Source organism: Microbacterium sp. Clip185 (assembly GCF_028743715.1).
Classification (GTDB): domain Bacteria; phylum Actinomycetota; class Actinomycetes; order Actinomycetales; family Microbacteriaceae; genus Microbacterium.
The window spans coordinates 327,441-341,169 of record NZ_CP117996.1 but is presented as its reverse complement, the minus strand read 5'-3'; the positions used below and the strand labels follow the sequence as shown (position 1 = coordinate 341,169).

Here is a 13,729-nt window from a genome sequence, read left to right as displayed (position 1 = left end):
ATGGCAGAAGCTCGAGACTTCGCCGGCGTTCCTGAGGACATCCAGCGCCTCGTCGCCGCACACACGGCCAAGTACGGCGCCGCCCTCGAGCGCGGGCAGGCCGCCGAGCGTGTCCAACACGAGTTCGCAGAGCGCGGCGGCGCCTCCGCTACGTCTCTTCGTGCAGAGGTCACCGTCAGAGTGACCGCATCCGGGCTGCTCGAGGACATTCATATCCAGCAGGCCGGGCTTGATCTGGGGTCGGCAGCGCTGTCCCGCCTGCTCACCTCGACGCTGCGTCAGGCCCTGATCAACCTCGAAGACAGCGCCGCACAGAGCGTCGAGGACGCAGATGGCGGCGTGATAGGCGGCGCCATGCTGGCGGAGTTGCGAACCGCGCTGGCTGCACCGATCGCCTCGCTGGATGCGGATGCCTCCGACATACGCGAACGCTGAGGCTGCGAGTCAGAACGAGCGGGCGAGTGTGCGCTCCTGCTCGGCGAAGGCGCCGCCGGCCTCCTCCATCACACGCGCGTACGCGTCGAGTTGACGCTGCATGGCGCGCATCTGGGCCTCCCAGTGCACCCGCATCCCGACGTAGGCCTGATAGGCACGTCCCTGCCATGCGGAATCGAGGTGCGCGAGCTGCGCATCCATCTCGTCGAGCACCCCGCGGATCTCCGCCGACGACTGCTGAATCGCCTGCACCGACTGTGCGACGCGGTCGAAGTCGATGGTGATGTGATCAGACATTCGCGACCCCCTGGTCATGACGGACGATACGACTCCGAGTAATCATCGCAAACGGCGTCCGCCTGCGCAGGGGGCTGGACATCACTGTGGATCGAGCGTCGACGCGACCGTCGGAATACCGTGATTGGTGGGGCTGCCCAGAATCCTCGTCTTGCCGATGCTGAACCCGATGATGCCGTCGCCGGGCGGGTCGTCGTCCCACACATCGTGCGACTCCCCGTGCTTGAGGTAGACCGTGTCCTCGGCCGTGGGTGTGTCACGCCAGTCCACCTTGTTCAACCCATACCCCTTCCAATCCCGGGCGATGAGGCGCTGGTCAAGCCGTAAGCGAGCTCCGTCTCCCTGCTCCTGGGGGAAGACTCCGGTGCCGGCGACCAGCGCGTCGGCACGCCCCCAGCACCCCTCCGGCACGTGCTGCAGAAGCGTAGCCAGCAGGGCGAGGCGTGCATCCACGGTGGCCACGTCGAGAGTATCGGCGCCGTAGCAGAGGATGAATCCCGCACGGATCACGATCGGGCACCGCTCGGGGGCCGCCTCGAGAGCCGCCACGAAGCCGGGAGTCGACAGGTCGTGCGCGAACGCGGGGATGAATCCCTCGACGCTCCACCGTTGGCTCGGCCACGTTGGGCTCTGGGGAGGAATCCAGGGGAGGCGGATGCCATAGTCCTTGCCGCGCCGAAGCGTGCCGTCTCCGAACCGGATCTCGGGGAGAGCCGCGGGCAGCTGCATCCAGACGAGGTTCACCTCGCGCAGTTCACCCCACGCGTTGCCGCCGCTGCCCATCGTGTGCTCGTAGCCGACGAGACGCGCGGCATGGGCCTGATAGCCGTGCGCTTGCCCGCTGACCACCTCGCTCATCCCCGTGGGCCAGATATCCGACGAACGCCGGGCGCGCATCGCGGCTTCCGTGATCTCGATCGCCGGGGGCGGCGCGGCGTCCTGCCAGGTCCACCCGCGTGCTTCGAAGACCGGTCGTGTCGCCTGCCGAGTGGCAGCCTCCGCCTCGAGGAGCTTCTGTCCGAACAGCATGCGCCCAGGGTATTACCGCGCCGTCAGCTCTGGGTGAGGGTCGACTTGACGGTGGGGATGCCGCGGTCGATCGGTCCGCCCGCCAACACTGTGCGGTCGAAGCGGACGGTGAACCCGGTGGGGGCGACGTTCGGGGGCTCTTCGTCCCATACCTCGCGTACCTCGCCCAGTTTCATAACCACCGAGCTCTTCGCCGTCGGGGTGTCCCGCCAATCGACCTTGCTCAAGCCGTAGCCCTTCCAGTCGCGGGCCACGAGCCGATCATCGAGACGCAGCGCGGCCCCATCCTGCATGACGATCGGAAAAACACCCGTGCCCGCCACAAGCGCATCGGCCCGGCCCCACGCCGCGGCGGGAACCGCGTCAACGAGGCTCGCGAGCAGAGCGATTCGAGCGTCGACGGAAGCGACGTCGAGCGTTTCGGCACCGTAGGTGAGGATGACCCCGGCACGGATGACGATTGGGGAGCGCTCGGGCGCCGCTTCGAGCGCCGCGACGAACGCGGGCGTGAGCAGATCCTGCGCGAACGCGGGAATGAAACCCTCCACACTCCAGCGTGTGCTCGGCCACACCGGCCCGAGGGGCGGAATCGGCGGCAGCTTGATGCCGTAATCGTTAGGGCGGCGCGGCGTCAGCTTGATGCCGTAGTCGTTACGGCGGCGCAGCGTCTGATCACCGAAGCGGATCTCCGGCAACGACGCGGGCAGCCGCATCCAGACCAGGTTCGTCTCATACCGATCGCCCCACGCATTGCCCAGGTTGCCGCGATTCTGCACGTAGCCGACCAGGCGCGCGGCCGTGATCTCGCGACCATTCACCTGCCCGGTCACCACTTCACTCATCCCCGTGGGCCAGATCTCGTCCGACGTGGTGGCGCGGAAAGCGGCCTCCGCAATCTCGATCGACGGCGGCGGCGCCGCGTCCTCCCACTGCCACCCGCGAGACTCGAACACCGGCCTGGTGGCCCGTCGTGCGGCGGCATCAGCTTCGCGGCGCCTGGAACCGAACGGCAGCATGCGCTCAGCGTAACCGCGCGCCTCCATGAGCACGCCGGGTTCTGGAAGACTTGTCGGCTGGGTCAGGATTCGGCGGAGCCGCTCGATGCGAGCGTGCTCGCGACCGTCGCGACGCGCGGCCGCGGCGCGGCACCGATCATCGCGCCCCCTCCGATGCGGAACCCGAGCGAAGGCCCGGACGGCGCGGCCGGCGTCTCGCCCGCTGGCCAGACGTCTACCGCATCCCTGTGGCGCAGCACCACGGAGCTCTCGGCCGTCGGGGAGTCTTCCCACGGGATGCGCTGCAGGCCGTAACCCTGCCAGTCGCGCGCGACGAGGCGCTCATCGAGGCGCAGCGCGGCACCGTCCGCAGCCTCCACGGGGAAGACCCCCGTTCCGGCGACGAGAGCGTCGGCGCGGTTCCACGCCCCCGCAGGCACGCGTTCGATCAGTCCCGCCAGCAGCTCCACCCGACTCGCGATCTCCTGCGCGTCGGACGCCTCGGCGCCGTAGGCGATCGCGTAGCCCGCGCGGATGACGAGCGTGCAGCGAGGCGGAGCCGTGGCCAGGAGTGCGACCACGTCGGGGGTCAGCAGATCCGTCGCGAAGGAAGGGATGAAGCCCTGCACGATCCAGCGCCCGCCCGTGTCGATCGGGATGGGCGGCAGACGCAGGCCGAGATCGTCACACGCGGGAAGCGTCGCATCCTCGAGACGGATCTCGGGCAGGACCCCCGGCAGCGTCATCCACACGGCATTGGCCGTCGCGAGCCGGCCGTAAGGAGTGCCGCTGTTGGTCGTCCCGTAGGCGTAGCCCACGAGCCTCCCGGCCCGGAAGGTGTGCGAGCGCAACGCGCCCGACACGCTCTCGCTGATGCCGACCGTCCATATGCGGCCGTACGGCCGGGTCATGCGCAGGACCGCCTCCTGCACTTCGATCGGGGGCGGCGGAGCGGCGTCCTCCCACTGCCAGCCGTTCGCCAGCACCTGCGGCCGCATCTGTCGGCGGAGTTCGGCCTCGGCCTCGCGCTTCTTCTTCCCGAAAAGCATGCGGGTAGCGTAACTCCGCCGCGCGACGCCCCGCGGAGCGCATCACACGCTCTGGGAGACTTGTCGGATGACACAGAGCGAGCAACCCCGTGTCGTCGTCATCGCCGGCGGCGTGGGCGGATCCACGTTCAGCGAAGGGATGCGGGCGGAGCTCTCCCGTCGCGGCGCAGACCCCGCGACGATCATCGTCAACACCGGCGACGACCTGTGGCTGTCGGGCGTGCGCCTGCAGCCGGACATCGACTCCGTGCTCTACCGCCTCGCAGGCCAGAACGACATGGTGCGCGGCTGGGGACGCGCGGGCGACACCGAGCGGGTCAACGAGGAACTCCAGTCGTGGGGAGCGGGCTGGCCCTGGTTCACGCTGGGCGATCTGGATCTTGGCACCCACCTCGCGCGCACCGGCTGGCTGCGCGAGGGCGCTACGGTGTCCGAAGTCGTCGCGCGCCTATCCGAGCGATGGCCGCTCGGAGTCCGCCTGCTGCCGATGACCGACGCCGAGGTGGACACGCACGTGCTCCTCGAGGACGGCAGCCGCCTCCACTTCCAGGAGTGGTGGACGCGCCACCGCGCCACCCTCGCACCGCGCGCTTTCGAGAACCCGGGAATGGATGCGGCCGCACCCGCCCCCGGCGTGGTCGAGGCCATCGCGCAGGCCGACGTCGTCGTGCTGGCACCGTCAAACCCGGTGGTGTCGGTCGGTCCCGTGCTCGCCGTCCCCGGCATCCGCGAGGCGCTGGCCGCGACCTCGGCCCGAGTCGTCGGCGTCTCGCCCATCATCGGTGGGCGCGTCGTACGCGGCATGGCGGATGTGTGCCTCACCGCGATCGGCGTCGAGACCTCCGCCGCCGCAGTGGCCGCCCACTACGGCAGCCGCACCGCGGGCGGGGTGCTGAATGCGTGGCTCCTGGCGGAGGAGGATGCCGACGCCGCCGCATCCGTGGACGCTCTCGGGATCCGGTCGGTCGTCGCGCCGCTGTGGATGCGGGACGTGGAGGCGACGCGCGCCATCGCCGAGGCGGCACTGGACGCCTGATCGAGGCGGACGCAGAATCGTAGCGGTTCTGTGGACAATCCGCGCGCGGGCATCGGGCAATGGCGCCGGACGATACGCTGTCGAGACGTGAGAAGTGGGGGGCGGCACGACGATGGCAGGCGCACACCGGGCGCCGTGGCGATACACCGCGGCTGGAGGGCAGCAGTGACCACGCCCGCCGACACCGAGGAACGCCGCCGGATCGCCATCGTCGACGGAGCCGCGCGCCACGATCTGCTCATCCCGCCCGCGGCGAGCATCGCCGATGCGCTCGCCACGCTCGGCATCCGGCAGGAGGTCGGACGCGACGTGCTGCTCGAGGTCGATGGACGGGAAGTGAGTCCTCTGCTGCGGGTGGACGACCTCAGCGACGGCACCGTTCTCGCGCTCGTCGATCTCTCGCAGAAGGTCAAGCAGGATCGCCGACGCCGCCGCGACCCCTCTCGCGGTGAGGCCCCTGGCGCCTGGTGGGTGCTCGGCGGCATCGCGCTCGTGCTCGCGGTGTTCTCACTCATCGCCCCCGACGCTGTCCGGGAATCGCTGCGCTTCCCGCTGGCGCTCGCCATGGGTGCGTTCGCCGTCACGGCGGGCATGGCGCTCGCGGTCCGTGCGACGGGGGTCGCCAACGGCACGGACGCCGCACTCGTCGCCGTCCTCACACTGGCCTTCGCCGCGGGCGCCGGCATGGTGCCCGCGTTCCCCGCCGCCACCTCGACGCTGCAGGTGTTCGTCGGTCTGCTCTCGGCAGCGGTCCTGGCGGGCATGCTCGCGCTCGTGGGACGCCCCGCGGGACTGCACGCGCGCCTGTCGGCCGCCACGACTCTGCTGCTCGTGTTGGCGGGGGTGTGGGGCTTCTCGCTCATCCTCTCGCTGCCGCTTGCCGCACCCGCCGCCGTCACGCTCGGCCTCGCGCCCGTGGCGCTGCGCATCCTGCTCGCAACCCTCGTCGACGTTCCACCGGGCATCTTCATCGACTACGAGCGATACCAGACGACCCGCTGGAGTGTGCGCCAGCAGCTTCCGGAGGAGATCCACTCCATCGGTGCCGCCGACGCCCGTGACCTCGTCGCGCGCTCCACCGGGCGACTCGTCGCCGGCACATTCGTGCTGACGGTCGCCGTCGCCCTGAGCGCCCCCTTCGCTCTGCCGGACATGGACGACTTCGATCCGCTCGTGCTCTCGGCCCGCATCGCCCTCGCGATCACGGTCGTGCTCGCCCTCCTGCTCGGAGCGCGCCGCTTCTCGGTCCCGTTGCTGAGGTGGCTGCCTCGGCTCGCCGCGGGAGCCGTGGCGGTCGTCATGGTGCTCACCGCGACCCGCGGAGCGAATCCTGCGCTGCTCACCGTTCTGGCGGGCATCTTCCTCGCCATCGGCGCCATCGCCGCCCTGGTCATCATCCCCACGAGCCGCGGTGCGCAGTCGCTGCGCTGGTCGCGGTTCGGGGACGTCATCGAATGGATTGCGATCGCGTTGTCACTGCCTGCCGGCCTGCTCGCCGCCGATACCGTCGATATCCTGCGTGGAATGATGGGCGCATGAGCCTCCCGCCGCAGTTCACGGGCGAGCCCGCCGGGGTCGGAGCGCGACTCGCCGCCTTCACGATCGACGTCGCGATCGTGGTCGCACTGAGCGTCACTGTCGCCCTCGTGAGCGGGTCCGCCGTGTTCGGGCTACTCGTGGGAGCAGAGGCCGTCCTTGCACTGTGGGTGCTGCAGGCGCGTACCGGATCCGGTCCGGGAAAGGCCCTGCTCGGACTGCGCGTCGCGCGCGTGGATGCCCCGTACTCGCCCGGCGCAGGGCGGAGCTTCGTACGCGGTCTGCTGGTCGGCATCGGCTCCCTCGTGTTCGGCGCGGGAGCGTGGGTCGTCGAAGGATCCGCCACCGCCGACCGCTCGGGGCTGCGCCGCTCCTGGGCCGACCGCGCCGCGCAGACCGTCGTGGTCGCGGTACCCCGCCGCCCCGCAGCGGAGCGTCGCAGCAGACGGCACTCCGGTGACGAGATCGTCGCCGTGCCGTCCCCGACCGTGATCGCACGCCCCTGGTCGCCGGCACCCGTCGAGTCCGGCAAGGCCCGTGGACCGATCGCCGCGCCCGCACCCGTCGAGCCGCCGGCAGCGCCCGTCGCCGCCGGCGTCGCCCCCGATGCCCAGGCTCCCGCCGCTGCGGTTGTAGGATGGGCGGGACCCACTGCCGCGGCACCCGTCCTCGACCAGCCCGAGTCGGGCGAGCGCCCCACCGGAGAGCTGCTGCTCATCTTCGACACCGGTCAGCGCGCGCGCCTGCCCCTGCCCATGGCCGTCAACCTCGGCCGCAGCCCCGAGCAGACCGAGCAGACCGATCTGCTGGTGACGGTGGCAGACCCGGACTCGAGCGTCTCCAAGACCCACCTCCGCCTCGAGTTCGATCACGCGGGCCTCTGGGTCACCGACACGGGTTCGACCAACGGGACAGAGCTGCTCGACGATGACGGCCAGGTGGTGCCTCTCGCGCCCCACGCGCGCACCTTCGTCGACGACGACACCCGCATCCGGATCGGGAATCGCATCTTCACCGTCAGCCGACTGATCGGAGCCGCTTCGTGAGCAAGGGACCACGCCTGGCCCCGCCGTCCGTGCCGAGTGGTCGCATCGTCGTGCAGCCACCGCCGGAGCTCGTTCCGAACGAGGGCGGCAGCAGCATGCTCACCTCGCTGCTGCCGATGCTCGGCAGCGTGGGCGCGATCGTCATGGTGACGATCTCCAACCACGGACCGACCGGCTTCATCACCGGCGGCATGTTCCTGCTGTCTTCGCTCGGATTCGTCGCCGTCAACGGCTGGCGCCAGCGCGCGCAGCGCAACGCCCAAGTGCTCGGCAATCGCCGCGAGTACCTCGCCTACCTCAGCGACCTGCGCGAGACCGTGCGCACGGCCGCCCGCAAGCAGCGGCGCCACGGCGCGTGGGTGACGCCCTCACCGTCGGCACTGCCCTTCATCGCGGAGGAGCGCACCCGCGTCTGGGAACGCCAGCCCGGCGACGAGAACTTCCTGCTCACCCGCATCGGCGCGTGCGACCAGCCGCTGTGCATCTCGCTCGAGGCTCCCGAGCTTCCCCCTCTCGCCCAGCTCGACCCGGTCGCCGCATCCGCCGCCCACCGCTTCATGCTCACCCACGAGATCCAGCCCGATCTGCCGCTGGGCGTCACCCTGACCGACTACGCGCGGATCGAGATCGTCGGCCCCGACGAGGACTCCGTCCGCGCGCTCGCCCGCGCCATGGTGGTGGGTGCTGCGACCCTGCAGGATCCCGAGGACGTCGTGGTCGCGATCCTCGCCGGCCCGGACCAGCTGCCCGCGTGGGAGTGGGCCAAGTGGCTGCCGCACGCGCTGTCGGCGCGCTCGAGCGACAAGTTGGGCCCCGCACGCATGATCGCCTCCTCGCTGGATGACCTCGAGGATCTCCTGCCCGCCGGACTCCGCGAGCGCGCACGCTTCGCCCGCGGCGGCGGCGCAACCCCGCACGTGATCCTCGTCGTCGACGGCGTGCAGTTGCCTATGGGCGACCCCGTCGTCGGCGGCGACGGGATGCTGGGCGTCACCGTCGTGGAGCTTCCCGGCCGCTGGGGCGAACTCGAGAACCCCGATGTCCTCCGCATCGTGATGCCGGAGGCCGCCGCATCCGATCGCCACGCCGAGCTCATCGACGTCGTGTCGGGCTCGCGCACCTTCACCCCCGACACGACCTCGATCGCCGTCGCCGAGGCCACCGCACGCCGCCTGATGCCGCTGTACTCCAACCCGGCGGCCCTCGCCGAGACGCCCGGCGCCCAGCAGGGCCAGCGCGAGCTCGTCGAGCTGCTCGGCATGCCCGACGTGCGCGAGATCGACTTCGACCGCACCTGGTCGGGGCGCCTCGAACGCGACCGCCTGCGCGTGCCGATCGGTCAGGACACGACGGGTGCCCCGCTCGTGCTCGACCTCAAGGAAGCCGCCCAGCAGGGTATGGGTCCGCACGGTGTGATGATCGGCGCCACGGGTTCCGGCAAGTCCGAGGTGCTGCGCACCCTCGTGCTCGCCCTCGCGCTGACCCACTCGCCCGAGCAGCTGAACTTCGTGCTCGTCGACTTCAAGGGTGGCGCGACCTTCGCCGGTATGGCGGGGATGCCCCACGTCTCGGCGATCATCACCAACCTCGGCAGCGAACTCGCCCTCGTCGACCGCTTCCAGGACGCGCTGCAGGGCGAGATCGTGCGCCGCCAGGAGCTGCTGCGCGCCGCCGGCAACTTCGCCAACGTGTCGGACTACGAGAAGGCGCGCCGCGGCGGCCGCACCGACCTCGCGCCGCTTCCGGCCCTGCTGATCGTGGCCGACGAGTTCAGCGAGCTGCTCGCCGCGAAGCCGGAGTTCGTGGAGAGCTTCATCAACATCGGCCGCGTCGGCCGTTCGCTCCAGGTGCACCTGCTGCTGGCCTCGCAGCGTCTGGAGGAGGGCAAGCTGCGCGGCCTCGACACCTACCTGTCGTACCGCATCGGTCTGCGCACGTTCTCCGCCGCCGAGTCGCGCACGATCATCGGCACCCCCGACGCCTACACCCTGCCGCAGGAGCCCGGTGTGGGCTATCTCAAGGCCGACACCGACAACCTGGTGCAGTTCCGCGCGGCCTACGTGTCGGGAACGCCGAAGACGAAGCTCACCGGCGGACGCTCGAGCGAGTCGGCGGACAGCTCCGGCGAGGCCGCGCGCATCGAGGTCTTCACGGCCGCGCCTCAGCCGCTCGAGCTGGTCGAGGAGCCGGTCGACGACTCGCGCGACATCGTGTCGCAGCCGGTCGAGGAGCGCTCCACCTTCCAGATCGCGGTCGAGCGGATGAAGGGACGCGGCCCCGCCGCCCACCAGGTCTGGCTGCCGCCGCTGGAAGAGCCCTCGTCGCTCGACGAGCTCATGCCCGATCTCGTCGTCGACCCGCGGATGGGGTTGCACTCGCCGGCTTGGCGAGCGGCCGGAGCCCTCACGGTTCCGCTCGGAATCGTCGACGTGCCGCTCGAGCAGCGCCGCGAGAACCTCGTGGTCTCGCTCGGTGGCGCGGCCGGTCACGTGGCGATCGTCGGAAGCCCGCTGAGCGGCAAGTCGACGCTGGCCCGCACGCTCGTGTCGGCACTCGCCCTGACGGCGACTCCGCTCGAACTCCAGTTCTACGTGCTCGACTTCGGCGGCGGCACCTTCACGGGTCTGCAGCGCCACCCGCACGTCGCGGGCGTCGCCACCCGCACCGAGGCGGAGGCCATCCGCCGCACGGTCGCCGAGGTGGAGTCCATCATCGACGACCGCGAGCGCTACTTCCGCCAGAACGGCATCGACTCGATCGACACCTACCGCCTGCGCCGCAGCCAGGGCGTCGTCGACGACGGTTACGGCGACGTGTTCCTCGTCGTCGACGGCTGGGCGACGCTGCGGGCCGACTACGAGGCGCTCGAGACGCGCGTGCAGACCATCGCGGCGCGCGGCCTCAGCTTCGGCGTGCACGTGATCGTGACCGCCAACCGCTGGCTCGAGATCCGTGCGAGCCTCAAGGACCTCATCCAGACCCGCCTCGAGCTGCGTCTGGGAGACCCGACGGACTCCGAAATCGACCGCAAGCAGGCGGCCAACGTTCCGGCCGGTCAGCCCGGTCGAGGCCTGAGCGCCAAGCGCCTGCAGATGCTCGCCGCGCTGCCGCGCATCGACGGCTCCTCGGATGTGGCCGCCCTCGTCGACGGCGTCGACGACATGGTCGCCCGGGTCGGCGCCGCCTGGCAGGGCCCGGCGGGTCCGAAGCTACGGCTGCTGCCGGAGATGATCACGCTCGACGAGGTGCGCGCGCAGACCACACCCGACGACCCCCGCATCCTGCTCGGTGTCGACGAAGCCCAGCTGGCGCCGTTCGGTATCGACTCGCGCAAGGAACCCCACCTGTTCCTGTACGGCGACTCGGGAATGGGCAAGTCGTCGTTCCTGCGGGGCATCGCCCAGGAGATCATGCGCAAGTACGGTCCGACCGAGGCGAAGATCTTCGCGGTCGACTACCGTCGCTCGCTGCTGGGCGAGATTCCGCAGGAGTACCTGGGGGCATACCTCACCTCGCACGAGCCGGCGACGAGCGGTCTCGCCGAGCTGGCGCAGTTCTTCTCGAGCCGCATCCCCGGGCCCGATGTGACCCCCGAGCAGCTGCGCGAGCGCAGCTGGTGGAAGGGCGCCGAGGGCTTCGTGCTGGTCGACGACTACGACCTCGTCGCGACGAGTCAGGGCAACCCCCTCGCCGTGCTGCAGCCGCTGCTCGCGCAGGCGGGCGACCTGGGCCTGCACGTGGTCCTCACCCGCCGCACCGGTGGCGCCAGCCGCGCGGCCTACGACCCCATCATCCAGCGCTTCACCGATCTGGGTGTCACGGGCATCCTGCTGGGTGGAAACCCCGAGGAGGGCCCGCTGATCGGCCGTGTGAAGGCCGCTCCCGCCGCGCCGGGTCGCGCCCAGATCGTGAGCCGTGAGCATGGTCTGCTCTCCGCCCAGCTCGCCTTCTCCCCCTCGAACCACTGACGTCATCGTTCCCGCGAGACTGCATTTCGAGCACGAGATCACGGTCATTACCCGTGATCTCGTGACAAAGATGCAGTCTCGCGGTGAATGAGACGGGGCGGGCCCGGGGTCAGGATGCGGGGAGCAGCTCGCGGATGAGGCGCACAGCGGGCGAGTCGGTCATGCTCGTGCGCCACACGAGAGCGACCGGACGCGTCGGCTCGGGATCGCGCACCGGCACCGCGACCACGGAGTCCGGCAGCTGTCCGCGCCCCAGCTTCGGAACGAGCGCCACGGCGAGCCCGTGCGCCACGAGCTCGATCTGCGAGGCGAACTCGAGGCACCAGAAGTCGATGCGCGGCGGATGCGGCTCGCCCCGGAACATGTGGCAGAACCACTCGTAGCAGATGGTTCCGTCGGGCGTGCTGGACCACACGTGATCGCGGACGTCGGCGGGGCTGACCGCATCCCTCGACGCGAGAGGGTCGTCGCGGTGGACGAGCAGATCCGCCGTGTCGCGGAGGAACTCGACGCTGCGCACGCTCGGCGGCAGCGTGAGCGTGACGCCCTCCCAGTGGTGCACGATCGCGAGGTCTAGCGTGCCGGCAGTGACCGCCGCGACCGCATCCCATGGGTCGATCTCGGTGACGGTCAGGCGCAGATCGGGCGCTTCGACGGCCGCCCGCGTGACGAGCCCGGGCACGACGCCGCGCACGGCGGTCGAGAAGACGCCGAGACGCAACGTGCCCGTGGGCCGGGCGCCCGCGTCGTGCAGCCGTGAGCGCAGCTGCTCCACCTGGGTGCGCAACTGCGCCCCCTCTTCCACGAGGCGGCGGCCCGCAGCGGTGAGCACCACACCGCGACCCTGCCGATCGATGAGGCGGGCGCCGAGGTCGCGCTCGAGACGCTTGATCTGCTGCGACACCGCCGACGGCGTGTAGTCGAGCTCGGCCGCGGCGGCATGGACGGTGCCGGTGCGTGCGAGGGCGAGCAGCGCGTCGACGGCGGCGAGATCGATCATGACCAGAACGTATCACCAGGCTGCACGGATCCATGCAGAACCGTGCGCTGGTGCTGCACGAACTCGCTCGGTCACGATGGGCGGGTGCCCCTTCGTTCCTCACTCCTCGCCACCCTCGTCGCCGTCATCTGGGGCGTGAACTTCGTCGTCATCGATGCGGGCCTGGACGGCATGCCGCCCGCGCTCTTCGTCGCCCTGCGCTTCATCGCCGTCCTCTTCCCCGCCATCTTCTTCATCCCGCGGCCCCAGGGCCGGATGCGGGACATCCTGCTCATCGGACTGTTCATGAGCCTCGGTCAGTTCGGGCTGCTGTACACGGCCCTCGCGATGGGGATGCCGCCGGGCCTCGCCTCCCTCGTGCTGCAGGCCCAGGTGGCCTTCACGATCGTGTTCGCCGCCCTGGCCCTGCGCGAGACTCCGCGCCGGACGCAGGTCGTGGGCGTGGTCGTCGGGGCCGCCGGCCTCGGGATCGTCGCCGCAGGACGGGACGCCGCAACACCCGCTCTCGCCCTCGTGGTGACGCTCGCGGCGGCTGCTTCGTGGGCGATCGGCAACGTCATCGCACGCCGGCTCGGCGGCGCAGGGCGGGGCGGCGCGCTCGCGGGACTGTCGATGACCGCCTGGTCGGCGCTCGTCGTCCCCGTACCGATGGTGCTCCTCGCCGTCGCGCTCGACGGAGCGGATGCGGTCGGCGCCGCGCTCACGCACCTGACCACGGCGCAGCTGCTGTCGACCGCCTATACCGCGTGGCTGGCGAGCCTCGTCGGCTACGGCATCTGGAACACCCTGCTGGCCCGGCACACCGCATCCGCCGTCGTCCCGTTCACGATGCTGGTACCGCCCGTCGGCATCGCGGCGGCATGGCTCGCGCTGGGCGAGACACCCGCGCCCGCCGAGCTCGTCGGCGGTGCCGTCCTGCTGATCGGTGTCGGCATCGCGGTGCTCCGCCCGCGTGGTCAGAAGGTGAGCGGGGTGTCCGCCGGCGTACGCGGTCGGAGCGCCGCCGGCGCCGGCCAGCCGAGTTCGTAGGTGCGAAGGGGCGCGTCGATCGCGCCGAAGTCCTCGCTCTTGACGACGATGCGCTCCGGCGTCACCTCCACGAGACGCACCGCCACCGGGGCCGCGCCCTCGCGCTCCAGCATCCACTTGTCGGCGAGCCAGCCGAGGCCGCGCGCCTCGAGCGCCTCTTCGGCGTCGAGCCACTCCAGGGGCGCGGTCATGTCGTGGCCGAGAAGATCGACGGCGACCCAGCCGGATCCCTCCGGCCGGATCCACCCGAGCAGCTCGCCGTCGTCGCGGCGGTGCGGGGTCCAGTCCGGGTTCATCCCGCCACCCTAC

12 protein-coding genes are annotated in these 13,729 nt (G+C 70.8%); 6 read left to right on the top strand and 6 right to left on the bottom strand.

What is annotated here, in order from left to right; translation table 11 throughout:
* Window positions 1–435 (top strand): YbaB/EbfC family nucleoid-associated protein, encoded by a 435-nt coding sequence (locus tag PQV94_RS01715; RefSeq protein WP_274287086.1) that lies wholly within the window; start codon window positions 1–3, stop codon window positions 433–435.
* A gap of 9 nt (window positions 436–444) precedes the next feature.
* Here the strand turns inward: PQV94_RS01715 and PQV94_RS01710 are convergent, their stop codons facing one another.
* From PQV94_RS01710 to PQV94_RS01695, 4 genes are all read right to left on the bottom strand, one after another.
* Entirely contained in the window at window positions 445–732 is a 288-nt protein-coding gene (locus PQV94_RS01710) for a WXG100 family type VII secretion target (RefSeq protein ID WP_274287085.1), read from the bottom strand.
* A gap of 81 nt (window positions 733–813) precedes the next feature.
* Window positions 814–1,761 carry a hypothetical protein gene (locus tag PQV94_RS01705; RefSeq protein WP_274287084.1) on the bottom strand — a complete coding sequence of 316 codons (948 nt, stop codon included), beginning with the start codon at window positions 1,759–1,761 and terminating at the stop codon, window positions 814–816.
* A 23-nt stretch (window positions 1,762–1,784) separates the two neighbouring features.
* The gene (locus tag PQV94_RS01700) at window positions 1,785–2,777 is read right to left on the bottom strand and encodes a hypothetical protein (RefSeq protein WP_274287083.1); all 993 of its coding nucleotides are present in this window, start codon (window positions 2,775–2,777) and stop codon (window positions 1,785–1,787) included.
* A 62-nt stretch (window positions 2,778–2,839) separates the two neighbouring features.
* Window positions 2,840–3,805 (bottom strand): hypothetical protein, encoded by a 966-nt coding sequence (locus tag PQV94_RS01695; RefSeq protein WP_274287082.1) that lies wholly within the window; start codon window positions 3,803–3,805, stop codon window positions 2,840–2,842.
* Between the two features lie 67 nt (window positions 3,806–3,872).
* Between PQV94_RS01695 and cofD the strand changes: the two genes are divergently transcribed.
* The 4 genes from cofD to eccCa all read left to right on the top strand — a co-directional run bounded on the left by cofD (window position 3,873) and on the right by eccCa (window position 11,391).
* A complete protein-coding gene (gene cofD / locus PQV94_RS01690; RefSeq protein ID WP_274287081.1) occupies window positions 3,873–4,841 on the top strand; it encodes a 2-phospho-L-lactate transferase in 969 nt (322 codons plus the stop codon).
* 165 nt (window positions 4,842–5,006) lie between these two features.
* Window positions 5,007–6,380, top strand: a complete 1,374-nt coding sequence (locus PQV94_RS01685) for a hypothetical protein (protein ID WP_274287080.1) — start codon at window positions 5,007–5,009, stop codon at window positions 6,378–6,380.
* Window positions 6,377–7,423: an RDD family protein gene (locus PQV94_RS01680; RefSeq protein WP_274287079.1), complete on the top strand. Its 1,047-nt coding sequence runs from the start codon at window positions 6,377–6,379 to the stop codon at window positions 7,421–7,423. Before PQV94_RS01685 ends, PQV94_RS01680 begins: the two co-directional genes overlap by 4 nt.
* Window positions 7,420–11,391: a type VII secretion protein EccCa gene (gene eccCa, locus PQV94_RS01675; RefSeq protein ID WP_274287078.1), complete on the top strand. Its 3,972-nt coding sequence runs from the start codon at window positions 7,420–7,422 to the stop codon at window positions 11,389–11,391. Before PQV94_RS01680 ends, eccCa begins: the two co-directional genes overlap by 4 nt.
* Window positions 11,392–11,500: 109 nt before the next feature.
* Here eccCa and PQV94_RS01670 read toward each other — a convergent pair whose 3' ends face one another.
* Entirely contained in the window at window positions 11,501–12,391 is an 891-nt protein-coding gene (locus tag PQV94_RS01670; protein WP_274287077.1) for a LysR family transcriptional regulator, read from the bottom strand.
* Window positions 12,392–12,475: 84 nt separating this feature from the next.
* Here PQV94_RS01670 and PQV94_RS01665 point away from each other — a divergent pair, with 84 nt between their 5' ends.
* On the top strand, window positions 12,476–13,420 hold the full coding sequence (locus PQV94_RS01665) for an EamA family transporter (protein ID WP_274287076.1): 945 nt from the start codon (window positions 12,476–12,478) through the stop codon (window positions 13,418–13,420).
* On the opposite strand, the gene PQV94_RS01660 is transcribed toward PQV94_RS01665, so the two are convergent.
* Window positions 13,348–13,716 carry a hypothetical protein gene (locus PQV94_RS01660; protein WP_274287075.1) on the bottom strand — a complete coding sequence of 123 codons (369 nt, stop codon included), beginning with the start codon at window positions 13,714–13,716 and terminating at the stop codon, window positions 13,348–13,350. The two genes, PQV94_RS01665 and PQV94_RS01660, sit on opposite strands and share 73 nt — an antisense overlap.
* Between the last annotated feature and the right edge of the window lie 13 nt (window positions 13,717–13,729).

Bases quoted from the DNA above. Each gene is read 5' to 3' on its own strand.
- PQV94_RS01700 (WP_274287083.1), bottom strand. From the start codon at position 2,777: ATGCTGCCGTTCGGTTCCAGGCGCCGCGAAGCTGATGCCGCCGCACGA.
- PQV94_RS01660 (WP_274287075.1), bottom strand. From the start codon at position 13,716: ATGAACCCGGACTGGACCCCGCACCGCCGCGACGACGGCGAGCTGCTC.
- PQV94_RS01670 (WP_274287077.1), bottom strand. From the start codon at position 12,391: ATGATCGATCTCGCCGCCGTCGACGCGCTGCTCGCCCTCGCACGCACC.
- PQV94_RS01680 (WP_274287079.1), top strand. From the start codon at position 6,377: ATGAGCCTCCCGCCGCAGTTCACGGGCGAGCCCGCCGGGGTCGGAGCG.
- PQV94_RS01715 (WP_274287086.1), top strand. From the start codon at position 1: ATGGCAGAAGCTCGAGACTTCGCCGGCGTTCCTGAGGACATCCAGCGC.
- cofD (WP_274287081.1), top strand. From the start codon at position 3,873: ATGACACAGAGCGAGCAACCCCGTGTCGTCGTCATCGCCGGCGGCGTG.
- PQV94_RS01695 (WP_274287082.1), bottom strand. From the start codon at position 3,805: ATGCTTTTCGGGAAGAAGAAGCGCGAGGCCGAGGCCGAACTCCGCCGA.
- PQV94_RS01710 (WP_274287085.1), bottom strand. From the start codon at position 732: ATGTCTGATCACATCACCATCGACTTCGACCGCGTCGCACAGTCGGTG.
- PQV94_RS01705 (WP_274287084.1), bottom strand. From the start codon at position 1,761: ATGCTGTTCGGACAGAAGCTCCTCGAGGCGGAGGCTGCCACTCGGCAG.